Annotated in this window: 19 protein-coding genes; 12 read left to right on the forward strand and 7 right to left on the reverse strand. The window is 71.9% G+C overall.

Annotation, left to right across the window (positions count from 1 at the left end):
• The first annotated feature begins 181 nt into the window (after positions 1-181).
• From ACFXPL_RS24170 to ACFXPL_RS24185, 4 genes are all read left to right on the forward strand, one after another.
• The gene (locus ACFXPL_RS24170) at positions 182-3,166 is read left to right on the forward strand and encodes a DEAD/DEAH box helicase (protein ID WP_384923181.1); all 2,985 of its coding nucleotides are present in this window, start codon (positions 182-184) and stop codon (positions 3,164-3,166) included.
• Positions 3,163-4,410 carry an SWIM zinc finger family protein gene (locus tag ACFXPL_RS24175; protein WP_384923184.1) on the forward strand — a complete coding sequence of 416 codons (1,248 nt, stop codon included), beginning with the start codon at positions 3,163-3,165 and terminating at the stop codon, positions 4,408-4,410. The genes ACFXPL_RS24170 and ACFXPL_RS24175 overlap by 4 nt, the downstream gene beginning before the upstream one ends.
• 66 nt (positions 4,411-4,476) lie before the next feature.
• On the forward strand, positions 4,477-4,938 hold the full coding sequence (locus tag ACFXPL_RS24180; protein ID WP_384923187.1) for a hypothetical protein: 462 nt from the start codon (positions 4,477-4,479) through the stop codon (positions 4,936-4,938).
• Positions 4,935-7,079 (forward strand): NB-ARC domain-containing protein, encoded by a 2,145-nt coding sequence (locus tag ACFXPL_RS24185; RefSeq protein WP_384923190.1) that lies wholly within the window; start codon positions 4,935-4,937, stop codon positions 7,077-7,079. Before ACFXPL_RS24180 ends, ACFXPL_RS24185 begins: the two co-directional genes overlap by 4 nt.
• A 16-nt stretch (positions 7,080-7,095) precedes the next feature.
• Here ACFXPL_RS24185 and ACFXPL_RS24190 read toward each other — a convergent pair whose 3' ends face one another.
• Both ACFXPL_RS24190 and ACFXPL_RS24195 read right to left on the reverse strand, forming a co-directional pair.
• Positions 7,096-9,012: a translation initiation factor 2 gene (locus ACFXPL_RS24190; protein WP_384923193.1), complete on the reverse strand. Its 1,917-nt coding sequence runs from the start codon at positions 9,010-9,012 to the stop codon at positions 7,096-7,098.
• 156 nt (positions 9,013-9,168) lie between these two features.
• On the reverse strand, positions 9,169-10,326 hold the full coding sequence (locus ACFXPL_RS24195; protein ID WP_384923196.1) for a S1 family peptidase: 1,158 nt from the start codon (positions 10,324-10,326) through the stop codon (positions 9,169-9,171).
• Between the two features lie 204 nt (positions 10,327-10,530).
• Between ACFXPL_RS24195 and ACFXPL_RS24200 the strand changes: the two genes are divergently transcribed.
• Entirely contained in the window at positions 10,531-11,262 is a 732-nt protein-coding gene (locus ACFXPL_RS24200) for a hypothetical protein (RefSeq protein ID WP_384923199.1), read from the forward strand.
• Between the two features lie 634 nt (positions 11,263-11,896).
• Here the strand turns inward: ACFXPL_RS24200 and ACFXPL_RS24205 are convergent.
• A complete protein-coding gene (locus ACFXPL_RS24205; protein ID WP_384923202.1) occupies positions 11,897-13,108 on the reverse strand; it encodes a pyridoxal phosphate-dependent aminotransferase in 1,212 nt (403 codons plus the stop codon).
• A 69-nt stretch (positions 13,109-13,177) separates the two neighbouring features.
• Between ACFXPL_RS24205 and ACFXPL_RS24210 the strand changes: the two genes are divergently transcribed.
• Together ACFXPL_RS24210 and ACFXPL_RS24215 are read left to right on the forward strand one after the other, a co-directional pair.
• Entirely contained in the window at positions 13,178-13,954 is a 777-nt protein-coding gene (locus ACFXPL_RS24210) for a winged helix-turn-helix transcriptional regulator (RefSeq protein WP_384923205.1), read from the forward strand.
• A gap of 116 nt (positions 13,955-14,070) precedes the next feature.
• Positions 14,071-14,715, forward strand: coding sequence for a uridine kinase (locus tag ACFXPL_RS24215; RefSeq protein WP_384923208.1), 645 nt, complete (start codon positions 14,071-14,073; stop codon positions 14,713-14,715).
• 17 nt (positions 14,716-14,732) lie between these two features.
• On the opposite strand, the gene ACFXPL_RS24220 is transcribed toward ACFXPL_RS24215, so the two are convergent.
• The 4 genes from ACFXPL_RS24220 to ACFXPL_RS24235 all read right to left on the reverse strand — a co-directional run bounded on the left by ACFXPL_RS24220 (position 14,733) and on the right by ACFXPL_RS24235 (position 18,257).
• Complete coding sequence (locus ACFXPL_RS24220; RefSeq protein ID WP_384923211.1) at positions 14,733-15,665, reverse strand: carbohydrate kinase family protein; 933 nt, start codon at positions 15,663-15,665, stop codon at positions 14,733-14,735.
• Complete coding sequence (locus tag ACFXPL_RS24225; protein ID WP_384923214.1) at positions 15,662-16,633, reverse strand: pseudouridine-5'-phosphate glycosidase; 972 nt, start codon at positions 16,631-16,633, stop codon at positions 15,662-15,664. The genes ACFXPL_RS24220 and ACFXPL_RS24225 overlap by 4 nt, the downstream gene beginning before the upstream one ends.
• 80 nt (positions 16,634-16,713) lie before the next feature.
• Positions 16,714-17,268, reverse strand: coding sequence for a methylated-DNA--[protein]-cysteine S-methyltransferase (locus ACFXPL_RS24230; protein WP_384923217.1), 555 nt, complete (start codon positions 17,266-17,268; stop codon positions 16,714-16,716).
• Between the two features lie 101 nt (positions 17,269-17,369).
• The gene (locus ACFXPL_RS24235; RefSeq protein WP_384923220.1) at positions 17,370-18,257 is read right to left on the reverse strand and encodes a glycerophosphodiester phosphodiesterase; all 888 of its coding nucleotides are present in this window, start codon (positions 18,255-18,257) and stop codon (positions 17,370-17,372) included.
• 304 nt (positions 18,258-18,561) lie between these two features.
• Between ACFXPL_RS24235 and ACFXPL_RS24240 the strand changes: the two genes are divergently transcribed.
• The 5 genes from ACFXPL_RS24240 to ACFXPL_RS24260 all read left to right on the forward strand — a co-directional run bounded on the left by ACFXPL_RS24240 (position 18,562) and on the right by ACFXPL_RS24260 (position 25,890).
• Entirely contained in the window at positions 18,562-19,455 is an 894-nt protein-coding gene (locus ACFXPL_RS24240; RefSeq protein ID WP_384923223.1) for an MHYT domain-containing protein, read from the forward strand.
• A gap of 86 nt (positions 19,456-19,541) precedes the next feature.
• On the forward strand, positions 19,542-21,665 hold the full coding sequence (gene uvrB, locus ACFXPL_RS24245) for an excinuclease ABC subunit UvrB (protein ID WP_384923226.1): 2,124 nt from the start codon (positions 19,542-19,544) through the stop codon (positions 21,663-21,665).
• A gap of 191 nt (positions 21,666-21,856) precedes the next feature.
• On the forward strand, positions 21,857-22,423 hold the full coding sequence (locus ACFXPL_RS24250; protein WP_384923244.1) for a TerD family protein: 567 nt from the start codon (positions 21,857-21,859) through the stop codon (positions 22,421-22,423).
• A 213-nt stretch (positions 22,424-22,636) separates the two neighbouring features.
• Positions 22,637-24,622, forward strand: coding sequence for a TerD family protein (locus ACFXPL_RS24255; protein ID WP_384923229.1), 1,986 nt, complete (start codon positions 22,637-22,639; stop codon positions 24,620-24,622).
• A gap of 269 nt (positions 24,623-24,891) precedes the next feature.
• Positions 24,892-25,890 carry a TerC/Alx family metal homeostasis membrane protein gene (locus tag ACFXPL_RS24260; protein WP_384923232.1) on the forward strand — a complete coding sequence of 333 codons (999 nt, stop codon included), beginning with the start codon at positions 24,892-24,894 and terminating at the stop codon, positions 25,888-25,890.
• Positions 25,891-25,969 lie beyond the last annotated feature (79 nt).

A 25,969-nucleotide genomic window follows, 5' to 3' on the forward strand; every position in this document is an offset into this window, starting at 1 on the left:
GCACCCGTACGACGATGGTGTTCGGCGGTGGCCCCGGCGTGGCCTCCGTGCCCGTGCGCGAACTCTGGGACGGGCGGTGCTGACCTGCGAAAAGGCTCTGACGAGAGGCAGTGTCAGACCCCCCGCCTAGACTCGTGGAGTCATCGGATCCTGGCCGATGCGGAGCGGGAGGGGAAGGACCATGACCGTGTACGGGACCGCGGCGCTGGTGCGCCACGCGGCCGTTTTCCTGCCCGCGGGGCTGCCGCGTGAGGGCCGGGTCGCCTTCTGGGCGCCCGAGGGGGAGCTGCCCGAGGAGCCGGGGGACGAGCTGACGGTCCTACGGCGCGACGAGGGCGCAGGGAACGAGGGCGCCGGGGATGGTGATGGCGGGGATGGTGACGGCGGGGACGAGGTCGGTGGTGCCGGTGTCCGCGCGGTCACGGTGCCCGTGGTGCTGATGTCCGTCGCCGACGCGGTCCCTCTGCTGGTCCGCGCCCGGCGCGACAGGACCGCCCACCCGGCGTCGGCCTGCTGGGGCGCCGCGGCGCTGCACGCGCTCCAGTTGGCCGCGCGTGGCCGGCTGCTCCCCGGACTCACCGCCTCCGACCACGACGCCTGGCGGGCCGGCCCGCTCGACGCCGACGACATCGCGCAGTTGCGGGCCATCGCCGCGGCCATGCCGCCAGAGGCGCACCCCGTACCGCTTCCCGGCGGCGGACCGTTCCTGCTGCCCGAACCCGAAGCGCTCGTCCGTGCCTTCCTCGACGCGGTGGCCGACTCCCTGCCGCGTACCCCGGCGGCGGCGTACGCGGCGGGGGCGCCGTTCGCCGCGCGGGCCGCGCAGCATCTGCCGGGTGCCAGGACCTGGGCGGCCGAGGCGGCGGCCGGCATGGACGCGGGGGTGCGGGTCTCGCTGCGCCTCGATCTCTCGGCGTACGAGCTGTTCGACCACGACCGCCCGGAGGCCGCGCCCGCCACGGAGCCCGACACGGCGGGGACCGCCCAGGGCCGGACCGGCCAGGCAACCACCGCCGATCACGACACCGCTGCCGGCCGTGTACGCCGGGCCGGGGCGGCGCTCGTCCAGATCCACAGCCTGGCCGACCCGACGCTGGTCATCGACGCGACCGGACTCTGGGCGGGAGACGGCGCCGAGAGCTTCGGACCGCGTGCCCGTATCGACGCCATGCTCGCGCTGCGCCGCGCCGCCCGGGTCTGGACGCCGCTCGCCCGGCTTCTGGAGCGCGACGTCCCCGACGCGTTGCCGCTCTCCGAGGACGAGCTGTACGAGCTGCTCGGCCCCGGGGCGGTCCGCCTCGCGGAAGCGGGTGTCGCGGTGCACTGGCCCCGGGAGCTGGCGCGTACGCTCACGGCGGCCGCGGTCGTCCGCCCCGCGCCCGGTTCGGCCACCGACGGCACCCCGTTCTTCGACAGTGCCGAACTGCTCAAGTTCAACTGGCAGTTGGCGCTCGACGGCGACCCGCTCTCCGAGCAGGAGATGAACACCCTCGCCGAGTCGCACCGGCCGATCGTCCGCCTGCGCGACCAGTGGGTCGTCATCGATCCCGCGCTCGTACGCAAGGCGCGCAAGCGGGAGCTGGGCCTGCTGGAGCCCGTCGACGCGCTGGCCGTCGCCCTCACCGGCACGGCCGAGGTGGACGGCGAGACGGTGGAGGCCGTTCCGACGGGCGCGCTGGCGGCGCTGCGCGACCGGCTGCTCTCGGGCCCGGGGACGGTCCCCCAGCCCACGGCGCTCGCCGCCACCCTGCGCGACTACCAACTGCGCGGCCTGGCCTGGCTGGACCTGATGACCTCGCTCGGCCTCGGCGGCTGCCTCGCGGACGACATGGGCCTCGGCAAGACCGTCACGGTCATCGCGCTCCATCTGCACCGCGCCCGCCCCGCCCCGACCCTGGTCGTCTGCCCCGCCTCGCTCCTCGGCAACTGGCAGCGCGAGATCACCCGCTTCGCCCCCGGCGTCCCCGTGCACCGCTTCCACGGAGTGGGACGCACCCTGGACGAGGTGACGGACGGCTTCGTCCTCACCACGTACGGCACGATGCGCGGCAGCGCCGAGACCCTCGCCGTGCACCCCTGGGGGATGGTCGTCGCCGACGAGGCGCAGCACGTCAAGAACCCCTTCTCGTCCACCGCCAAGGCGCTCCGCACGATCCCCACGCCCGCCAGGGTCGCGCTGACCGGCACGCCCGTGGAGAACAACCTCTCCGAGCTGTGGGCCCTCCTCGACTGGACCACTCCGGGGCTGCTCGGCCCCCTCAAGGCGTTCCGGGCCCGCCACGCGCGGATCGTCGAGAATGTGGAGAACGCGAAGAGCGCCGACATCAAGGACGCCGGCAACGAGGAAGCGGTGGAGCGACTGGCCCGCCTGGTCAGGCCGTTCCTGCTGCGCAGGAAGAAGTCCGACCCGGGGATCGTGCCCGAGCTGCCGCCCAAGACCGAGAGCGACCACCCCGTCCCCCTCACGCGGGAGCAGGCGTCGCTGTACGAGGCGGTCGTACGCGAGACGATGGCGGCCATCGAGGAGTCCGAGGGCATCGCCCGCCGCGGCCTGGTGATGAAGCTGCTCACCTCCCTCAAACAGATCTGCAACCACCCCGCGCAGTTCCTGAAGGAGGACGCGGCCCGGCTGGCCGGCCGCTCCGGCAAGCTCGCCCTGCTCGACGAACTGCTCGACACGATCCTCACGGAGGACGGCTCGGTCCTGATCTTCACCCAGTACGTGTCGATGGCGCGGCTGCTCTCCGCCCATCTCGCGGCCCGCGCGATCCCGTCCCAGTTGCTCCACGGCGGCACACCGGTCGCGGAGCGCGAGCGCATGGTCGACCGGTTCCAGTCCGGTGAGGTGCCCGTCTTCGTCCTCTCGCTGAAGGCCGCGGGCACGGGGCTCAACCTGACCAGGGCCGGCCATGTCGTCCACTACGACCGCTGGTGGAACCCGGCGGTGGAGGAGCAGGCCACCGACCGCGCCTACCGCATCGGGCAGACCCAGCCCGTACAGGTCCACCGGCTCATCGCCGAGGGCACGGTGGAGGACCGGATCGCCGAGATGCTCGCCTCCAAGAAGGCCCTGGCCGACGCCGTCCTCGGCTCCGGGGAGACGGCCCTCACCGAGCTGACCGACCGTGAGCTGGGCGATCTGGTCTCCCTGCGGAGGCCGTCATGACCGCCCCCCGCGCACCCCGGCACGACGACCGCCGCCGGACGTTCCCCGCCCTGCCGCCTCGCCCCGGTAACACCGGGGACTTCGCCGAAACCTGGTGGGGCAACGCCTGGGTGGAGTCCATGGAGGACACCGCCCTCGACACCGCGCGCCTCCAGCGGGGCCGTACGTACGCGGGCAGCGGCCATGTCGACGCGATCACCGTCACCCCCGGCCGCGTCATGGCCTACGTCCACGGCTCCCGACGGCGCCCGTACCGTACGGAGATCCGTCTGCGCACCCTCGACGACACCGGCTGGGAGGACCTTCTCGACGCCGCCGCGGCCCGCCCGGACCACATCGCAGCCCTGCTCGACAAGGCCATGCCGCACACCCTCGCGGCCTCCGCCGATCTGCTGCCCGCCGCGGGTGACCTCACCCCCGACTGCTCCTGCCCCGACGACGGTTACCCCTGCAAACACGCGGCGGCCCTCTGCTACCAGACGGCCCGGCTCCTCGACGAGGACCCGTTCGTCCTCTTCCTGCTCCGGGGCCGCGGCGAACAGGAGGTCCTCGCCGATCTGACCCGCCGCAACGCCACCCGGTCCGCGGCCGAACGGACCACGACCGCACCGCCGATGCCCGCGGTCGACGCGCGGACAGCCCTCGCCCCGCGCACGCTGCCCCCGCTCCCGCCGCCGTTCCCCGTCCCCGCGCACCCCGGCCGCCCGCCCGTCTACCCGCACTCGCCCGGCGCTCCCGACCCGCTCGCCCTCGACCTCCTCGCCACCGAGGCCGCGACCCGTGCCCACACCTTCCTCACCACGGGACTCGACCCCGTCGGCGCCCTCACCCCCTGGCAGGACGCGGTGCGCCTGGCCGCCGCCCACCCCGGCTCCGGGCTGACGGCCTCCACCCGCGCCCTCTACCGGGACCTGGCCGCCGCACTCCACCGCGCCCCCACCGACCTGGCCCGAGCCGTCGCCGCCTGGCGTCAGGGCGGCCTGTCGGGGCTGGCCGTACTGGAAGAGCCCTGGGACCCGCCCGCCGGCCCCTTCGACCGGGCCCGCCCCGCCCTCATAGCCGCCGACTTCCCGCACTTCCGCCCCCTGCGCAACCACCTCTCCACGGAAGCACTGCAACTCCGCTTCGGCCGTGACGGCCTCTGGTACGGCTACGAGTCGGACCGTGGCCGGGAGGACTGGTGGCCGCGCGGCACCCCCGACACCGATCCGGTGGGCGCGCTCTCCGCCCTGCTGGGACGGTGACGGGTAAGCTCGTTCACTCCCGTACTTCGTAAGCGGACACAATTCGTCATGGTTGAAGGGGGACCGGTGGAAGCCGAGTTGGTGGCACTGGCGACGGCCGGCGCGACGGCGCTCGTCCAGCAGATGGCGACGGACGGCTGGAGCGGGGCGCGCGACCGGGTGGCGCGTTTCTTCGCCGCGAGAGGGTGGGGCTCCGCGGAGTCCGTCGGCGCTGATCTGGAGGTGACCCGGGCCGAACTGACCGTGGCCCAGCGGGAGGACGACACGGAAGCCGTCGATGACCTCCGCGCGGAATGGCGCGGCCGACTGCGCCGCACCCTGCGCGCGGACCCGCAGGCGGCGGCCGAACTGCGAGCGCTGCTGGACGAGTTGTCCCCGGAGGTCCCCGCCCAGCAGGTCGGCGACAATTACAACGAGATCAGCGGCGGCACGTTCAATGAGCCGGTTATCCAGGCAGGCAAGGTCGACACGATCCACAGGGTCGGCGGCCGGTACTTCGGTTCCGGCGGCCGGGGCGGCGCGCCATGACAGGTGACGGCGGGGGCCGCTGGGGCAACAGCGTCAACGGCGGTACGCAGCACGGCCCCGTCGTCCAGGCGGGCGAGATCGGCAGCTACACGTCGCAGCACTTCCACTTCCACGGCGGGGAAGAGGGCGGCAAGCCACTCCCGTCCTCCTCGCCGACGGGGCATCAGCTCCCGCTGGGGGAGGCGGCGTTCAAGAACAGGGACGCCGAGTCCGGCCATGTGCTGCGGGCGCTCGACCGCGACGAGCCCTCCGGGCCCGCACACCCCCTGATCGTCACGCTCAGTGGGATCAGCGGCATCGGCAAGACCGCCCTGGCCGTTCATCTCGCCCATGAGCTGAAGAGCCGGTTCCCCTGGTCCACCTACGTTGATCTGGACGAATGGCGCACGGCCGGCTCCGTCGACGTCGAAGCCGTACTCAAGCACCTGCTCCGTCGGCTCGGTACCCGGGAGAGCTGGTTGCCGGCCGAGTACCGCGAACTGGTCGGCATGTACAAGACGGTGACCGGCGGGGCCCGCACGGTGCTCGTCCTCGACAACGTGTGGTCCGCCGACGAGATCACCACTCTGCTGCCGGTCTCCGCCCGGTCGGTGGTCCTGGTCGTCAGCCAGCGACGACTGCACGCTCTGGAGGGGCCCAGGACGGTTGGTCTCGTGCTGGAGCCGCTGCTGCGGGAGCCCGCCCTCGACGTACTCGGAGAGTACGTCCGGAACACGGGACGTCAGGTTTCCCCGCACGCGGTGAACCAACTCGAACAGCTCTGCGCGGGCTTTCCCATCGCCTTGCACACCGCGGGCGGACTCCTGCGTGAGCATCCCAGCAGGCGGGTGGAGCGCATCGTCGCGGACCTCACGGCGGACCTCCACGAGAAAGGGCTGTCCGTGGTCGAAGCCGTCTGGAACGCCGCCTACGACGCGCTGGACGTGGCAGCCGCCCAGCGGCTCTACCGGCTCATGCCGCGGTATTCCGGCTACGACATCACCCTCGAAGCCGCCATGGCCCTGCTCGGCACCGGGCGCGACGACGCGGAGGACGCGCTCGACCTCCTGGCGAACGCGTCCCTGCTGGCGGATTCCCCACGCCCCGGCCGTAAGCGGCTGCACGACCTCCTGCGCGCTCACGCCACCCGCCGTGCGGACCGGCACGGTGATCCGGCCGAGACGGAGGAGGGCCTGCGTCGGCTCGTGGCCTGGTACCGCAGGCAGGCGGAGAGAGCCGACCGGATGATCGCTCCCGCCAGGATGCGCGTGGCCGAGCCCGTCCCCGCGCTTGCGTACGCCCCCGACATACCGTTCGCGAGCGGGGCGGAGGCCCGGTCCTGGCTCGATACGGAACGCAAGGCCCTGTACGGACTCGTGCGGACCGCGAGCGACCTGGGGGAGGACACACACGCCTGGTCCCTCTGCGATCCGTTGTGGAAGCACTACGAGGACCACCACAATCACGCGGACGCGATCCGCGCCTTCGAGACGGGCCGCGACGCCGCGCGGCGCGACGGGTCGGCCGACGCCGCCAAGGCGCTGATCCGGATGCGCTGCCAACTCGCGCAGGCGCTCTGGAAGGCCGACCGGCCCGACGAGGCCGACACGGAGACGCACCAGGCGCTGCGGTCGGCGGAATCGGTCGTTCCCGGTACAAAACTGCACGCCTCCGCACTGGAGTTCCGGGGCAAGTTCCTCGCGTCGCGGCGAAGGCCCGACGAGGCCGTGTCGAACTTCGAGCGGTCCCGCGCCATCCATGACGCGGTCGGCAACCCCTACGGTGTGCTGCTCCAGGGCTTCCTGCTCGGCCGGACGCTGCGGGCCGCCGGCCGGCCGGACGAGGCCGGGGCGGAGCTGGAGACCACGCTCGGCCTGGCGCGGGAGCAGGACCACACCCGCATGATCGGCCGGACGGCGGCCGAGCTGGGCCGTACGCACCGGGACGCGGGCCGGCCCGAGCAAGCCGTCGCCGCGTACGAGGAGGCGCTGACACAGGAGCGGCGGCGGAAGTCCACGTACGACCAGGCCGTACTGCACGAAGAGCTGGCCGCGCTCGCGGTGGAGACCGGCGACCGGGAGACGGCGCGCGAACACCGGAGCAGCGCCGAGGAACTGCGCGTCCGGGCGGGCGCGGAGCCGGGACCTGAACTCGGGACCTGAGGCCGGGCCCGGCGGGTCACAGTTCGGCGCGGGTGTCCTCGTCCGTCGCCCGTGTCAGCAGGGCCGTTGCCCGCCGGCCGCCCACCACGCAGTCGAGGGTCACCGGCAGGGCGGCGGTGGCCAGGCCCGGGTTCGCCTCCAGCCAGCCGTGCACGCAGGAGACCACGGCCGCGGGGTCGGGCCGTACCCAGGGCTCGCCCCGCGAGGTGTCCGCGGTGATACGCACCGCGAGAAGCACGGAGGGCCCGGCCCCGGAAAGGGCTCCGGGAACGGCCCGGGGAACGGCCGGTTCGCGGTGGCGCAGGACGCAGCGGTCGTGGGCCAGGACGGCCGCCGCTGTCCGGCACGCGGGATGGCGGTCCAGGGCACGGGCCGTCCAGCCGGCCGCCGTCCACACGCTGTCCCGCGGCCACACCGTGTCCCGCGTACGGTCCGCGTCAGGCGTCGCGGCCCGAGGGCGCCGGTGGATGAGCCCGGCGCTCCGCATCTCGTCGAGCGTGGACATCCCGTCCTCCGCGGCCACATGGCCGTCGTGCGGGCCGCTGTCCAGCGGATGCCGGGCCACGGACACCACGTTCCCCCGTACGTCGACCCGTACCGCGAGCGCGGTCGGACGCTGCGCCGTGATCCGGGGAACGGACAGCGGGCGGGGGACGATACGGCCGGGGGGCGGTTCCAGTCCGAGGAGCGCGTAGCAGCGGGTACGGAGGTGTTCCAGCGAACGTTCCCGCTGGTCAAAGGCGGCAGCAGCCAAAGCCCCTGTGTCCCCCGTACGGTGGCCGGTGACGGCCGCGTCGATCGCCGCGGCCGGCGGTTCGTCCGGCGCCAGTCGCGGTACCCGGGCGAGGAGCCCGGCCATCGGACTGGCCGCCAGCAGCTCCGTACCGCCGTCGTAGCAGCCGATCAACGGCAGGTCCAGGGCCGCCGGGTAGAGCGCGGACGAGCCGTGGTCGGTCAGTACGCAGTCCGCGGCGCTGAGCACGGCGGCCCACTCCTCGTGGGGGCGCGCCACCAGCAGTCCGGCGGCGAGCGCGGGCGCCAGCTGCTGCCGCAGGGTGAAACCGCCCAGCCTGCTGTGGACATTGGGATGCAGGACGAGGGCCACCTGGTAGGCGTCGTACGGCAGCTCGGCGGTCAGCAGCCGGGGCAGCCCGGGCCGGCGGGCGAGCAGCGACTCGGGCCCCCACGTCGACACCACGGCCACCAGCCGCCGGCCACCGGTGCCGAGCGCGTCCCGGTACCGCTCGCGGCGCGTGCGGGAAGCCAGGATGCGGTCGAGCGTCGGATCCCCGACCACGACGGCCCGGCGCGCCGCGGCCGGTGCCTCGCGGGCGAGCCGGGCCAACTGGTCGGGGTGCGCGAGGGCGTGCAGGGCGGCGAGCGGTGTGCCGCCGCGCAGGAGCTGGCGTGTGTGGAGTCCGGACGCCGAGTCGTCCGTCGAGGTGTGGGGGAGCCGCTTGTTGAACCCGGCGCCGTGCGGCAGCAGCACCAGCGGTCCTGGCAGCTCGTGCAGCGGTCCGTTGGGGCTCGCCGCCACTACCAGGTCGTGTCCGCCGCGCACGGCCTCGGGCCAGGGGATCGTCCGGGCACCCGCCCCGTCGAGCGCGGCGAGGGCGTCCGTACTGAAGTCGGAGCCGGGGACGAGCGTGAAGACCGGGCGGACGCGGTGGTCCCCGGCGAAGGCGGGGAGGGTGTCGAGCAGCCGGTTGAGCGCGGTGGCGGAGCGCACGGCGTACAGAACGGTCCGCAGGGCCCGGGCCGTACCACCCTCCGCACCGTGACCGCTGCCGGCGTCCGCACCATGACCGCTGTCGGTGGCGCCGTCCGCACCGCTGCTGCCTCGTTCGGTGCCCGCGCTCTGTGCGGAGTGCGCGGATACGGCGCTCTCCGGGGGCTGTGAGGGGTCCCCGGGCCCGGGACGGCACGACGGCATGGTCGGAGACTCTACCTCCGGCGCCTCACCCGCACCTCGGAGCACGCCGGAAAGCCTGCCGCCGGTGGCCGGGGCGGTCTTCCCGGCCCGGTCCGTGCGACAGGCTTCCGTGTCCTATGCCGTGTCCGAAGCCGCGTCCGTGCGGCGGACTTCCGGTCAGGCGGTGTGCAGGGTGAGGCCGTAGCGGTTGAGGATCGGCTTCAGCGGCTGGAAGAACGTCGTACCGCCGCTGGTGCAGTTGCCCGAACCGCCCGAGGTGACACCCTGGGCCTGGTCACCGCTGATGTAGGAGCCGCCCGAGTCGCCGCCCTCGGCGCAGACGCTGGTCTGCGTCATGGAGTACACGGCGCCCTGGGAGTAGTTGACCGTGACGTTCTTGGCCTGGACGTTGCCGCAGCGCCAGTGCGTCGTGGAGCCGGAGCGGCAGATCGAGGCGCCGATCGCGGCCTCGTTGGAGCCGCGCACGAGCTGGTCGGAGACGGTGCCCCAGCCGAGGACGACCGGAACGGTCCACCAGCCGCTGCCGACGTTCACCCACGCGTAGTCGTTGCCGGGGAAGGTCGAGCCCTGGAAGTTGCCGATGTACGAGTTGTCCCAGCCCCTGACCTGGGCGCCGGCCGAGCCGCAGTGCCCGGCGGTGACGAAGCCGCCCTGCACCGAGAAGCCGATGGAACAGCGGACGTTGCCCGTGTAGTACGGGTCGCCGCCGACCGTGCCCGCCGCGAAGGTCGTCGGGGCCTCGGCGGTCTCGGCGATCGTGACGGGGCCGGCCTCGCGGGCCTGGGCCACGAAGGCGCGGACATCGTTGTCGTTCTTCCGCGCGGCCACGACGTCCACCACGACCTGGTTGGTCTTGGTGTCGACGCGCCAACTGCTGACACCGGCCGGCGCGTCGTCGGCGAACGCGTCGATCCGGTCCTTCGCCGCGTCGAGCTGCCGCTCGCTGTGCTTGACCAGGCGTACGGTCGCTCCGGTCGCCCGTATCGCGTCGGCCTTGGCCGCGTCGGTGACGGCGACGGTCAGCGTGCCGCTGTCCGCGTTGAACCAGGAGCCGCCGTACGACGCTCCCGCCGCGCGCTTCGCCTTGGTCTCGACGGCGGCCGCGGTCTTCTCCGCGGCCAGTCGTGCCACGGCCTGGCTCTTCGTCAGGCCGAAGTCCTTCTGCATCGCCGTGAGCATGCCCGAGGAGGCGGGAGCCTTGGCGTCGGAGGCCGTGGTGGGGGTGGCGGCCGCGGGAGCGACCCCGGCGGTCACCCAGGTGCCGAGGATGAGGAGCGCGGAGAGTCCGGTGCGCACAACTGTCGTACGTCTCAAAGGAGTTGCCCTTCTGTGTTCCAGCAGCGTGGGGGTGGAACAGCAGCGCCTGAGAGCGCTTCCAGGCGATGCCAGCCGGAGCGTAGCGGAGGATGCGTGACAGGTCCATACCAAGGTTGGTGCGCCCGGCAGCTGTTCCATCGTTTCCCCGTGCGATCGTTTAATTCTTCGATCGCGCGTTGTTGGCTTGTTAGGGTCGACGACGTGGCGAAACTCAATCAGATAATCGCGGTGGAAAAGGGCGTTAAGTCCAAGGCTCACCAGGACCTGACGGCGGCTCATCACGGCCTCCAGAAACCGGCGCTGCTGGCCGGGATCTCCCGTACGTACCAGACGAAGGATGAGGAGGGTGAGCAGCTTCCGCCCGAGTCGACCCGGGTCCAGGTCAAGGCCGAGGACGTGCTGCGCGAGACCGCGAAGACCCTGACGCGCCTGTTCGACGTGACCGCCACGAAGGACTGGGCGAACTGTGCGGCGCGCGCCGATGTCACCGTCGACGGACGGGTGCTGGTGAGCGACGCGCCGGTGTCGTACCTGCTCTTCCTGGAGAAGCAACTGGCCGACCTCAACACCTTCGTGCGCAAGTTGCCGGTGCTGGACGCGGCGGAGTCCTGGAGCCAGGACCCGTCCACGGACGCGTGGAAGACGGAGGCGGTACGCACCCTCCGTACGAAGAAGGTGCCGCGCAACCATGTGAAGGCGGAGGCCACGGAGAAGCACCCGGCGCAGGTCGAGGTGTACTACGAGGACATTCCGGTCGGTTACTGGACCACGGTGAAATTCAGCGGGGCGCTGCCGGCCCGCCGGGTCAACGAACTGCTCGACCGCGTCGAGAAGCTTCAGCAGGCGGTGAAGTTCGCCCGCGAGGAGGCCAACGGCGCCGAGGTCACCGACGAACGAGTGGGTGACGCCGTATTCGGCTACCTGTTCGGGTAGTGTTGCCCGGGTGATTTCCGTCGGGCCATCCGGCGGACGCAGTCACCAGATTCCCCGGCCGTCGGTCACGGGCTTGAGCCCGTTTCCGGTGTGTGCCAGGGTGCGCGAGGAGCGCAAGCTGAAGCTGAAGCTTGTCGTGAAGGCGCGGTTCCAGTGGAGGTTCGAGTCCTCCCCGCGGCACATCCGTACGGATGGACGGGCCGCGGTAGCCCAACGGGCAGAGGCAGACCGCGATCAATCTCAGACTATTGCTCCAGACTCAGCATTCGCCGCCGATCGCCGGATCGAACGGGCCCAGGCCCCTGACGTCGAAATGCCGGTTCAAGTCCGGCCTGCGCAGCTCGATGCGCGGTGGTCCAAAGGCAGGACGCGGCGACTTCATGAATGACCTGGGTCCTTAAACGTGCCGGCGTGCCAGATGGGTGGCATCTCAGGGCCCGGGAGGTTGGCTATGCCCCCGGGTCCGCTCCTTTTCCCGCCGCGTTCCGCCGAGCCGCCGCATTCCGCCGAGCCGTGGCATTCGGCTGAGCCGTGACATGCCGCCGATCCGCCGTATTCGCCGAATCTGCGGTATTCGCCGTATTCGCCGAGCCCACCGCATTCCGTGAACCCGCCCTCTATGCGCGCGAGCCCCTTACTGGCGGTATCCGCTCAGGAAGCGTCCGATGCGGCTGATGGCGGCGTCGAGATCGTCCGCGTACGGGAGGGTGAGGATCCGGAAGTGGTCGGGGCGCGGCCAGTTGAAGCCCGTCCCCTGGACGACCTGGATCTTCTCGCGCAGCAGCAGATCCAGGACGAACCGCTCGTCGTCGTGGATCTTGTGCACCTTGGGGTCGAGCCGGGGGAACGCGTACAGCGCGCCCTTCGGCCGGACGCACGACACCCCGGGGATCTCGTTGAGCTTCTCCCACGCGCGGTCGCGCTGCTCGTACAGCCTGCCGCCCGGCGCGGTCAGCTCCTTGATGGTCTGCCGGCCGCCGAGGGCGGCCTGAATGGCGTACTGGGCGGGCGCGTTGGGGCACAGGCGCATCGAGGCGAGCATCGTGAGCCCTTCGAGATAGCTGCGCGCGTGCTGCTTCGGGCCGGTGACGAGGAGCCAGCCGGAGCGGAAACCGGCCACGCGGTACGTCTTCGAGAGCCCGCTGAAGGTGAGGACGACCAGGTCGGGGGCGAGGGAGGCGGCGGTGTGGTGGACCGCGTCGTCGTAGACGATCTGGTCGTAGATCTCGTCGGCGAACACCATGAGCTGATGGCGGCGGGCGAGATCGAGGATGCCCTCGACGATCTCCCGCGGATAGACCGCGCCGGTCGGGTTGTTGGGGTTGATGATCACCACGGCCTTGGTGCGGTCGGTGATCTTCGACGCCATGTCGTCCAGATCCGGGTACCACTCCGCCGACTCGTCGCAGAGGTAGTGCACGGGCCGCCCGCCCGCCAGGGTGGTGACGGCGGTCCAGAGCGGGAAGTCGGGTGCGGGGATGAGGACTTCGTCGCCGTTCTCCAGCAGCGCCTGTACGGCCATGGAGACCAGCTCCGAGACGCCGTTGCCGAGGAAGACGTCGTCGACCGTCACCTCGTTCAGCCCGAGGGCCTGGTAGCGCTGGGCCACGGCGCGACGGGCGGAGAGGATGCCCCGCGAGTCCGTGTAGCCGTGCGCCTGCGGCAGCATCCGGATCATGTCCTGGAGGATCTCGTCCGGCGCCTCGAACCCGAAGAGCGCGGGGTTGCCGGTGTTGAGGCGCAGCACGCTGTGGCCCGCCTCCTCCAGCGCGTCCGCGTGTTCGATCACCGGGCCGCGGATCTCGTAGCAGACCTCACTGAGCTTGCTCGACTGCCGGAATTCCATGCGGTGGCCTCCCCGACCTTGAGTGCGATACTTGGTTTTACCAAGTTCGAGCTTGGAAAGTCCAACGACATGTCTAGACTGCGTCGCATGCCACGTCGCCGAAGCTATGACCAGTACTGTGCCGCCGCCCGCGCCCTCGATGCCGTGGGCGACCGATGGACTCTGCTGATCGTCCGTGAACTGCTGGCGGGTCCGCGCCGCTACACCGATCTGCACGCGGATCTGCCCGGCGTCAGCACGGATGTGCTCGCGTCCCGGCTGAAGGACATGGAACGCGACGAACTGGCCACGCGGCGCAGGCTGCCCCCGCCGGCCGCCGCGTACGTCTACGAACTGACGGAGCGTGGACGAGGACTGCTACCGGTCCTCACCGCGCTGGCGGAATGGGGCGCTCCGGCGCTGGAAGAGCGCCGCCCGACGGACGCGGTACGGGCGCACTGGTTCGCGGTACCACTACTGCGCGCGCTGTCGGGGCCGGTCGCCGCCGCGGGGGCCGCGGGAGTGGTGGAAGTCCGGCTCGACGAGGGCGTGTTCCACGTATGGCTAGGGTCTTTCGTTCGGATCTGGCCGCGTCAGGGAGCGGTGCTGGACCCCGCGAGCCCGGCAAGATCCGAACGAGAGGCCCTAGGGGACGACGAAGCGGTACGGGATGCCTCTCGACCCGGGTACGGCCGACCCGCGTACGGCGACGGCCCCGCGCCGGCTCCTGACGCCTGCCTCACGCTGGACGCCGACACCTGCCGCGCCCTGAGCACGGGTGCGCTGACGGTCGCGGACGGGGTGAGGGGCGGACGGATCGAGGTGACGGGAGAGGGGACCCTCGCGAAGGTCCTGCGCGGGGCGTGAGGGGGGAGGGAGTGAGGCGCGGCGGCCGGGTGCTGACGGGCGGACTCCAGGGGGCGGGTGCGTGACGTCGACGTCGCGCCGCTCCGCTTCCCCGGCGGCTGGACGATGATGGACCGGTGCGACTCGAAGCGATCACCTGGGAACGGCTGACCGAGGCCGTCGCCGACCGGCTCCTGGAGACCCCGCCGGCCGCCGGCGGCCCCTGGCTGCGCGTCGCCTTCGACGGCGCCCCGGCCGCCCGCCCGGACCGGTCGGCCGCCGCGCTCGCCCAAGCGCTGCGCGTACGCGGCCGTTCGGTGCTGGTCGTCGGCGCCGGCGGCTTCCTGCGCCCAGCGTCGCTGCGGTACGAGTACGGGCGCGAGGACCCCGACACGTACTACAGCGGATGGTTCGACACCGGCGCCATCTGGCGCGAGGTGCTCGGACCGCTGGACCCCGGCGGCACGGGGCGGGTCCTGCCCGATCTCCGGGACCCGGCCACCGACCGGGCGACCCGCTCCCAGCGCCGCGAACTCGCCCCGGGCGGGGTGCTGGTGGTGCACGGGCCCCTGCTGCTGGGGCACTGGTTCCCGTTCGACCTCACGGTGCATCTGCGGCTGTCACCGGGCGCGCTCCGGCGCCGTACGGAACCGGACGAGCGCTGGACGCTCCCCGCCTACGAACGGTACGAGACGGAGGTGGACCCGGCCGCGACCGCCGATGTGGTCGTACGGGCCGACGACCCACGCCACCCGGCATGGAGCGGTCTGGCCCCCGCGTGACCGGCGCGCGACTCCGCTTACTCCGTTCGCTCCGCTCGCCCCGTTTCCGGGCGCCCGCCCGGGATCTCCACCGCCCGCGCGCCCGCCCGGCAGCCGGCCTCCGCCGCCCGCGCCGGGCTCGCTCCCCTGAGGCGCGCCGCCAGGAACGCGCCGGTGAACGCGTCCCCCGCCCCCGTCGAGTCCACGGCCCGCGCCGGGAACGCCGGGACCCTGGCCGTCACCGCGCCCCGCTCGGCAACGAGCGCCCCGTCGCCACCCAGTGTCACCACCGCGACCGGTACCCGCCTGCTCAGCTCGGCCGCGGCGTCCGCCGGGTTCGGCAGACCGGTGAGCAGCCGGGCCTCGTCCGCGTTGGGGAGCAAGGTCTCGGCGCCCTCGACCGCCGCGAGGAAACGATCCGCCCCCAGCTCCTTGAGGAACCCGGCCGAGGCGGGGTCCACACTCACCGGAACGCCACGTTCCAGCGCCGAGCCCAACGCGGTGAGAGCCAGCGGCCGGCTCGTGTCGGCGAAGAACAGATAGCCGGAGAGATGCAGCCGGCCGACCCCGTCGAGCAGGTCCGGCGACCAGACGGCGGGCGACAGGCGCAGCGCGGCGCCGCTGTCGGTGAGCAGGGTGCGTTCGGCGGACGCGTCGACCAGACAGACGACCGTGGCCGTCGGCGCCCGCGCGTCGACGACGAGGCGGGCCCGTACCCCCGCGCGCCGCAGCCGTTCCGCGTGCCAGTCGCGGGCGTCCGCGCCCACCCCGGCCAGCAGCCGGACCTCCGCGCAGCCGGAGTGGGCCGCCCAGCAGGCGGCGTTCGCCCCGGAGCCACCCGGGAGCGTACGGATCTCGGCGGTGGTGTCGGTCCCGTGGTTGAGCGGGGTGCGGTGCCGCGCCACCACATCGGTGACCACGTCACCGATCACCAGCAGCGCCGCCCCCGGGCGGTCGTGGTGGCCCGTCACTCGGCCGCTTCCTTCCGCCCGGCTGCCGGCTTCCCGGGCGTCACCGTGGCCGTCCACGCCGTGGCGATCCGCGCCGCGAGCAGCGCATTGCCGCGTACCGCCGTGAGATTGGCCTCCAGCGAGGCGCCCGAGGTCCGCCGCGCCAGCAGGTCCAGCAGGAACGGGGTGACGGCCTGACCGCCGATGCCCCGCTCCGCGCACTCGGTGAGCGCCTCGGCGAGTACCCGGTCGTGCAGCTCCGGATCGAGCTGGTCCGCCTCCGGAACGGGGTTGGCCACGATGAGCGCGGCCTCCGGGCCGCCCAGCGCGTCCTGTGCGCCCATCACCGCGGCGACCTCCTCGGGCGTACGCACCGTCCAGTCGACCGGTTCGCCCGAGGAGGACAGGTAGAAGCCGGGGAAACGTTCCGTCCGGTAGCCGAGGAGGGAGACACCCAGCGTTTCCAGCCGCTGGAGGGTCGCCGGGACGTCAAGGATCGATTTGACCCCGGCGCAGACCACCGTGATCCGGGTCCCGGCCAGCAGCCGCAGATCGGCCGACTCGTCCTGGGTCTCGGTCCAGCCGCGGTGCACCCCGCCCAGGCCGCCCGTCGCGAAGACGCGGATCCCGGCGCGCGCGGCGAGAAACGCGGTGGCGGACACGGTCGTCGCGCCATCGGCGCCCGCCGCGATCGCGGGGGCGAGATCGCGATGGCCCAGCTTCCGTACGGAGTCGTCCCGCGCGATCCGCCGCAACTGGTCCCTGTCCAGGCCGACATGGGGTCGGCCGTCCAGGACGGCCACGGTCGCGGGCACGGCGCCGCCGGACCGCACGAGCCCTTCCAGCTCCTCGGCGACCGCGAGATTCCGGGGCCGTGGCAGGCCGTGCGCGATGATCGTCGATTCCAGGGCGACCACGGGGCGGCCCGTGGCCAGTGCCTCCCGTACCTCGGGGGAGAGCTGCGAAGTGGTGCCTGCTGTGTCGGGCATGTCCCCATCCCTGGCACGCGCGCGGCGTACGCAAACGTGCCGCCACCCCCGCCGGCGGTCCCGACGGCCGGAAACACGCCCTAGAACAGCGGCTCCGGAAGCACGCCCTCCAGGGCCAGCAGCCGGCGCTTCGTCTCCAGCCCGCCGCCGAAGCCGCCCAGCCCGCCGTGGCTCTCCACCACGCGATGGCACGGCACGACCACCGGCAGCGGGTTGGAGCCCATCGCCGCGCCGACGGCCTGCGCCGCCGTGGGCTGCCCCACCCGCCCGGCCAGATCGCCGTAACCGACCACCGTGCCGTACGGGACACCCGTCGCCAGTTCGCGCAGCACCTGCCGGTTGAAGCCGGAGGAGAGCGTCCAGTCCAGCGGCAGACCGAACTCCCGCAGCTCACCCGCGAAGTACGCCGACAGCTCGCGTATCGCCCCGCTCAGCAGGCCGGAGGCGGATTCGGCCGGCTCGGCGCCCAGGTGGTCCCTGAGCTGGGCGAGCGCCTTCTCCCGTACGCGCGTCTCCGCGTGGAAGACGACCCGCACCAGCCCCTGGTCCGTCGCGGCCAGCAGCAGCGGCCCGATGCCGCTCTCCATGACGGTCCACTCCGCCGGCGACACCGGCGACCGCCCGCACTCGTTCATGTGAACCACGGTACGGGCCGCCACTGACAACGGTCCTCACCAGCGACGATGCCCGGTCAAGGCTCAGCCCGCCGGTCCGGCATCGGCTCGCCGGTCCCGGCTCAGCCGACCGCGTCCCGCACCACGTCGGGGTTGTTGGTGATGACGCCGTCCACGCCGAGGTCCCTGACCCGTACCGCGCCCGCCGCGTCGTTGACCGTCCAGGTGCTCACCGTCAGCGGCTTGCCGTGCGGGCCCTTCAGGCGGTGCACCGCCGCCACGTACTCCTTGGTCAGCGAGGTGTACGCCGGGTTGATCTGGTCCGTGAACGCCGCGTACGACGGCAGTTCGGCCACCGGGGGCGTGCCGAGGAAGCCCGTCGTGACGTCGGGCCGTCCCTGGTGCACGGCGCGGACGCTGTCCGCGCCGAAGCTCTGGATCACCAGCCGGTTCCTGACGTGTCCCCGGTCCAGCCACCCTTCCTGGCGCAGCACCCGCAGAATGTCCTTCTCGATGCCCGGATACAGCTCGGGGGACTTGATCTCCAGGAGCAGCTTCTGCTGGTTGGCCTCCACGGCACCCAGGTACTGCTCCAGCGTCGGTACGCGGGCGCCCGCCCACCGCTCGCCGAACCAGCTTCCCGCGTCCAGCCGGGCGATCTCCGCGGCGGTGAAGTCCTTGACCTTCCAGGGCGCCCGGTCCGGGAAGACCTGCTCCACGTCGGTGGTGCGCGGGAGGCTGTCGTCGTGGATCACGACGAGCCGGCCGTCCTTGGTCCGCTGGACGTCGTTCTCCACCCAGTCGATGCCCAGGGCCTCGGCCGCGTCGACGGCCGGGAGGGTGTTCTCCGGCGCGTACGCGGAGGCGCCGCGGTGCGCGATCACGAGCGGGCCCGTGCACCGTGCCGCCGGGTCCGCGGGGGCGGTCGCGGCTGTGGCGGTGCCCGGGAGGATCAGTGCCGAGATCCCGAGCAGTGCGGCGGCCGTGGTGACTGAGGTGCGTGCGTTCACATGGACTCCTCGCGTCGTGAGGTGGTCGTGAAGGAGGGGCGTGCCGTGGGACGGTCAGCACGAGGGTGACACCCTTCGGCCAACGGAAGACAGGCGAAGGCTGGCCACAACATGAAGTCACGGCATGAGGTGGCATCGTGAAGACACGCCGGGGGAGAACTGTCCGGGAGTTGTGGATACGCCGGTTCGGGGTGACCCCTGTCGATAAATCGCCGAGTACCTGTTTGAATCCAAGCCGACCGTCCTACCCTCCCGAAACCAGCGCGTCCGTACAGTGAGCACAAGGGGCGAAGGGCCAACCAACATGCAGGGCACCATCGATGGATTCAGCTACGGTCTCGTCACACCCGTGGTGGCCTTTGTCATGGCCTGCCTCGGCTCGGCGCTGGGCCTGCGCTGCACCATGAGATGCCTGCGGACCCGGCGCGCCTGGAAACCGGGCGGGCTGGCGCTCGGCGCCGCCTCGCTCGGCTCCGGTGTGTGGACCATGCACTTCATCGCGATGACGGGGTTCGTCGTCGCCGAGGCGCCGGTCGGCTACGACCGGATGACGACCTTCGCCAGCCTGGTGGTGGGCATCCTCATGGTCGGCGTCGGGATCTTCATCGTGGGCTACCGCGCGTCGACCCCGATGGCCCTGCTCACCGGCGGGACCATCACCGGCCTGGGCATCGCCACCATGCACTACCTCGGCATGGCGGGGCTGCGGCTGGACGGCGGGAGTATCGGTTACGACACCACGACGGTCGCCCTCTCCGTACTCATCGCCGTCATCGCCGCCACGGGCGCCCTCTGGGTCGTCGTCTCGCGCCGGGGATTCCTGGCCAGTCTGGCCGCCAGTCTGGTCATGGGTGCCGCGTCGACCGGTATGCACTACACGGCGATGGCCGCCGTCCACGTCCACCTGGAGGAGACGGCCGGCGCCGCGACCGGCGAGCGGGCCGCCGAACTGCTCGTCCCGATGCTGATCGGCCCGGCGGTCTTCCTGCTGCTGGCGGGCGTGGCGGTGGTGGTCGACCCGCTGCTGGTGACGGGCGGCGGCGACAGGGAGCGGTCCACGGGCTCCGGGGCCGGGCCGTGCGGACACTCCGGGGTGCCGACGCAGCGCATCCGGCCACGCCCGGCCTACCGCGACCCGGCCGACAGGACCGCCGCCCGGTCCCCGCGCCGCAGCCCTCCGGACCTCCACGACTGGTGATCCCGGCCACGCCGCCCGCCTGATCCGGGGCGGTCCCGGGAGCCGCTTCGGGCCCCACTGTCAGTGCGGGGTCGTACGGTGGATTCATGCGGCCCGTTTCCAAGATCGAACGTACGGTGGCGCCTTTCGAGGTCGTCAGCTCCTACCAGCCCAGCGGCGACCAGCCCACGGCCATCGCCGACCTGGAGCGGCGTGTGCGCGGGGGGGAGAAGGACGTCGTCCTGCTCGGCGCGACCGGCACGGGAAAGTCGGCGACCACCGCCTGGATGATCGAGAAGCTTCAGCGTCCCACCCTGGTGATGGCGCCGAACAAGACGCTCGCCGCTCAGCTCGCCAACGAATTCCGCGAGCTGCTGCCCAACAACGCCGTCGAGTACTTCGTCTCGTACTACGACTACTACCAGCCCGAGGCGTACGTCCCCCAGTCGGACACCTACATCGAGAAGGACTCCTCGATCAACGAGGAGGTCGAGCGGCTGCGGCACTCCGCGACGAACTCGCTCCTCACCCGGCGCGACGTGGTCGTGGTCGCCTCGGTCTCCTGCATCTACGGCCTCGGCACGCCCCAGGAGTACGTGGACCGGATGGTGCCGCTGAAGGTCGGCGCGGAGCTGGACCGCGACCAGCTCCTGCGCCGCTTCGTCGACATCCAGTACACGCGCAACGACCTGGCGTTCACCCGCGGCACCTTCCGCGTCCGCGGCGACACCATCGAGATCTTCCCGGTCTACGAGGAGCTGGCCGTCCGCATCGAGATGTTCGGCGACGAGATCGAGGCGCTCTCCACGCTCCACCCGCTCACCGGCGAGGTCATCACCGACGACCAGGAGCTGTACATCTTCCCGGCCAGCCACTACGTGGCGGGACCCGAGCGCATGGAGAAGGCGGTCAACGGCATCGAGCGGGAGCTGGAGACGCGCCTGGCCGAGCTGGACAAGCAGGGCAAACTCCTGGAGTCCCAGCGCCTGCGGATGCGGACGACGTACGACATCGAGATGATGCGCCAGATCGGCTCCTGCTCCGGCATCGAGAACTACTCGATGCACTTCGACGACCGGTCCCCCGGCAGCGCGCCCAACACCCTCCTCGACTACTTCCCCGAGGACTTCCTGCTGGTCATCGACGAGTCGCATGTCACCGTGCCGCAGATCGGCGCGATGTACGAGGGCGACGCGTCCCGCAAGCGCACCCTGGTCGACCACGGTTTCCGGCTGCCGTCCGCGCTCGACAACCGGCCGCTGAAGTGGGAGGAGTTCCAGGGGCGGATCGACCAGACCGTCTACCTCTCGGCCACCCCCGGGGCGTACGAGCTCTCCCGCTCCGACGGGTTCGTGGAACAGATCATCCGCCCCACCGGACTCGTCGACCCGGAGGTCGTCGTCAAGCCCACCGAGGGCCAGATCGACGACCTGGTGCACGAGATCCGCGAGCGCACCGAGAAGGACGAGCGTGTCCTGGTGACCACCCTCACCAAGAAGATGGCGGAGGACCTCACCGACTACTTCCTGGAGCTGGGCATCCAGGTGCGCTACCTGCACAGCGACGTGGACACGCTCCGCCGGGTCGAGCTGCTGCGCGAGCTCCGTGCCGGTGAGTACGACGTCCTCGTCGGCATCAACCTGCTGCGTGAGGGGCTCGACCTGCCCGAGGTCTCCCTCGTGGCGATCCTCGACGCCGACAAACAGGGCTTCCTGCGCTCCGGCACCTCGCTCATCCAGACCATCGGCCGCGCCGCACGCAACGTGTCCGGCCAGGTCCACATGTACGCGGACAAGGTCACCCCGGCGATGGAGAGGGCCATCGACGAGACGAATCGCCGCCGGGAGAAGCAGACCGCGTACAACACCGAGCGCGGTATCGACCCGCAGCCGCTCCGCAAGAAGATCAACGACATCGTCGCGACCATCGCCCGCGAGGAGGTCGACACCGAAGCCCTGCTCGGTACGGGGTACCGGCAGACCAAGGACGGCAAGGCGGGGACGGCACCGGTTCCCTCGCTCGCCACGCGGTCGGCGAGGAGCGGCAAGGCCACCGGCGCGGTGGTCACCGACCGGCCCGCAGCCGAACTCGCGGGGATCATCGAGGAGATGACCGAGCGGATGAGGGCCGCGGCGGCCGAGCTGCAGTTCGAGATCGCCGCCCGGCTCCGCGACGAAGTCGGTGAACTGAAGAAGGAATTGCGGCAGATGAGGGAGGCGGGACTGGCCTGACACACCGGACACCTGGTGTGTTGCAAGACCGACACAAAAACGGTCCAACGCTCCTGCGCCGTCCGCGTGACTGCGTAGGGTGCCGCGTACGCGTAACCGTATTCGGACGGTTGCGGGGGAAACCATTCGAGAGGGGACAGCGCGTGGTGGACGTATCCAAGGGCGGCGCGCCCGGGGGCCCTGGGGTCAATCTGACCAAGGGACAGGCCATCAGCCTGGAGAAGAAGGACGGCGGCTCGCTGACCGCGGTGCGCATGGGCCTCGGCTGGCAGGCCGCGCCGCGCCGCGGTCTGTTCGGCTCCCGTACGCGCGAGATCGACCTGGACGCCTCGGCGGTGCTCTTCGCCGACAAGCAGCCGGTCGACGTGGTCTTCTTCCGTCACCTCGTCAGCGACGACGGTTCGGTCAGGCACACGGGGGACAACCTCGTCGGTGGCGCGGGACAGGGCGGGGACGACGAGGCGATCCTCGTCGACCTGGCACGGGTGCCGGTCCATATCGACCAGATCGTCTTCACGGTGAACTCCTTCACCGGCCAGACGTTCCAGGAGGTGCAGAACGCCTTCTGCCGCATCGTCGACGAGACCAACGGCCAGGAACTGGCGCGCTACACGCTCGACGGCGGCGGCCAGTACACCGCCCAGATCATGGCGAAGGTCCACCGGGTGGGCGCCGGCTGGCAGATGACGGCCCTCGGTAACCCGGCCAACGGCCGTACGTTCCAGGACCTGATGCCGTCGATCCTGCCGCACCTGTAACCCGGCGCAGGACCACGGACGTACGCGCAGCTCCCGGAGGCCGGGCCCCGCCCAGGCCGCCGGGGGCTGCGCGGCTGCTCCGGCGTACCCGTACCCGGGGAGCGCGTCCGGAGAGCCGCGCCCGGACTCCGTAGCCGAGGAGCGCGCCCGACGACCGCACCCGTACCACCCACATCTCAAGAACGACGCGTCACCGACGAGGGGACACAGGCGATGACGGCCGAGCTGGTCCGGGGACAGAACCACCCCCTGCCCCACACCCGACTGGAGATCCGGGTCACGGCCGGCGCCCCGGTGATGGCCTGCGCCGCGCTGGCGGACGCCCAGGGCGCCCTGCCCGGCCCCGAGTGGATCGCCCACCCCGGCTCGCCCCGCCTCCCCGGCATCGAGGTGTCCCGCCAGGCCGCCGCGTCGCTGCGCTTCCACGTCGACCTGGAGGCTTTGTCCGAGCGGGCGCGTCTCGTACACGTGCTGCTCGCGCTCCCCGAAGGGGTCGGCGGGCCCGACCGCTTCGGCGCCACCGCCGCGCCCTTCGCCGCCGTCACCGCCCTCGACGGCACCGAGATCGCCAGCTTCACCCTCACCGGCCTGGACACCGAGTCCGCCGTGGTGGCGCTGGAGCTCTACCGCCGCCAGGGCGCCTGGAAGGTGCGCGCCGTCGGCCAGGGGTACGCGGGGGGCCTCGCGGAGCTCTTCGCCGACCAGGGCCTGCCGCAGGCCGCGAGCTTCGCCGCGGGCGTCCAGGAGGCCGTGGCCCGGCATCTCACCGGCGCCGTACAGGCCCCGCTGACCGGCGTGCCCGGCGTGCCCGGCGTGCCCGGTGCGACCGGCGCGCAGGACGGCGCGCGCGGGGCCAGGGGCGACGCCGCCAGGGCCGAAGGCCGGCCGCACGCCGCCGCCCCGCAGCCGCTCCCCGCAGAACCGGCCGCCGTACCCACCGCACCCGGCGCACCGGCGGGCACGGGAGGCGCCGCCGGCGCGGTCAACTACACCCATCCGGGCCGCGTGACCGCCGCGCCGCCCACCCCGCCACCCGCCGCGCAGGCCACCCCGCCCGGACAGCCGCCCCGTCCGGTCGCCGGCGACGCCACGGGCTGGTCCATGGACGAGCGCCTCTACAACCAGGTCTGGGGCATGTTCGAGGACCTGGCCCGCACCGTCGCCGCCTACCGCAGCGCCACCGACTTCGCCGAATCCCGGATGGACCAGGAGCTGGACCGCGTCCTCTCCGACCCCCGGCAGCGCATCGGCGGCGCGGGCGACGCCGCCCGTGCGGAGGCCCGCGCCCGGCACGACGACCTCGCCGCCCAGGCCCGCGAGGTCCTCGACCGCGACCTCACCCAGCTCGTCGCGGAGGCCGAGGTGGTCGAGCCCGCACTGCCGCCCGCGTACGCCCGCTGGGACAGCCCCGTCTGGCACGCCTACCGCGTCCCGATGGAGATCCCGATGGCGCTGCGCCTCGGCGACGTCCACCTCCCCGAACGCCCGGAGCTGCGGATCCCGATGCTCGTACGGCTGCCGCTGGAGCGCGGGCTGTGGATCGACAGCGGCAGGGCCGGCTCCGACGCCGCCCTGATGATGGACGACACGCAGCTCCGCGGGGCGGCGATGGACACGGCGGTCGCCCTCGCCGCCCGGCTCCTCGCGGTCCATCCGCCCGGCGAGTTCACCGTCCAGGTGATCGACCCGGCCGGTTCCGCCGCCGTACCGCTGGCCCCGCTCATCACGTCCGGCGTGCTCGACCGGCCGCCCGCCCCCGGCGCCGGGGGAGTGGCCGCCGTCCTCGCGCGCCTCACCCAGCGGGTGGATCTCGTCCAGATGGCGGTGCGGGGCGGGGCCGCCGAGTCGCTGCCGCCGGATCTGGACACCGCCGAGCAGCTTCTGATCGTCAACGACTTCCCGCACGGCTTCGACGACCGCGCGGTCACCCAGCTCCGCTACCTCGCCGACGAGGGCCCGGCGGTCGGCGTGCATCTGCTGATGGTCGCGGACCGTGAGGACGCGAGCGCGTACGGACCGGTGCTCGACCCGCTCTGGCGCTCGCTGCTCCGGATCACCCCCGTACCCGACGACCATCTCGCCGACCCCTGGGTCGGCCACTCCTGGACGTACGAGCCCCCGGCGGTCCCGCCGGGCGGCCAGGTTGTGCGCCGGGTACTGGACCGCGTCGCGCACGCGCGACGGACGGGAGAGCGCTGAGCGCGGCCCCCGAAGGGCGTGGCGCTACCCGTCGGAGAGGTGCCGAGCAGCGCACTTGAAGATCATTTGGCTCGCTCTTTACCGTTCCTTGGGCTTTCCTGTACTGTTCTTGGCAGCGGAGGGGAGTACTCCCACATCGCGACGTACCCGTCAATACGGACCGCCATCGGTCCCGGGGCGTCGGCCCGCGGAGCGGCAGTGCCGCCCGGGTGGAGGAGACCTCCGGCAGCGACGACGCTGATCAGTAGCCGTACGAAGCCGGAGGAACAGTGGACGTCTCCATGACCCTGTGGGTGCTGACCATTCTTGGTCTCAGTGCCCTTATCGCGGTCGACTTCTTCATCGGGCGCAAGCCCCATGACGTGTCGACGAAGGAAGCCGGTATCTGGACGGTCGTCTGGATCGCCCTCGCCGCGCTGTTCGGCCTCGGCCTGCTGCTCTTCGGCACGGCCCAGGCGTCCGGCGAGTTCTTCGCCGGGTTCGTCACCGAGAAGTCGCTCAGTGTCGACAATCTCTTCGTCTTCATCCTGATCATGGCGAAGTTCTCGGTTCCCTCGCACCTCCAGCAGCGTGTGCTGCTCGTCGGTGTGCTGATCGCGCTGGTGCTGCGCGCGATCTTCATCGCGGCGGGCGCCGCGATCATCTCCAGCTTCTCGTGGGTCTTCTTCATCTTCGGCGCGTTCCTGATCTACACCGCCTGGAAGCTCATCCAGGAGGCGCGCTCGGACGACGAGGAGGAGGAGTGGGAGGAGAACCGTCTCCTCAAGTCCGTCGAGAAGCGCTTCGGCGTCGCCGACAGGTACCACGGCACGAAGCTCTTCATCCGGGAGAACGGCAAGCGGATCCTGACCCCGCTCATGGTCGTCATGCTCGCCATCGGCACCACCGACGTGCTGTTCGCGCTGGACTCCATCCCCGCGATCTTCGGCCTGACACAGGACCCGTACATCGTCTTCACGGCCAACGCCTTCGCCCTGATGGGTCTGCGCCAGCTCTACTTCCTCCTCGGCGGTCTGCTGAGGAAGCTGGTGCATCTCAGTTACGGCCTGTCGGCCATCCTGGGCTTCATCGGCGTGAAGCTCGTGCTGCACGCGCTGCACGAGACCGGGGTGCACGTCCCCGTGATCTCCATCCCGGTGTCGCTGGGCGTCATCTGCGGTGTCCTGATCATCACCACGATCACCAGCCTCATCGCCTCCAAGAAGCAGGCGGAGCGCGAGGCCGCGGAGGCGGGCGACGGCAAGGCGAAGGACAGCGTAGAAGCCTGATCCCGCGCTTCGGCACGGCAGCGGGGCGGGGGGGGGGGCGGGACCCCCCCCCCCCCCCACCGCCGGGGGCTGTGGGCGT

It is taken from the genome of Streptomyces sp. NPDC059092 (genome assembly GCF_042756365.1).
Classification (GTDB): domain Bacteria; phylum Actinomycetota; class Actinomycetes; order Streptomycetales; family Streptomycetaceae; genus Streptomyces.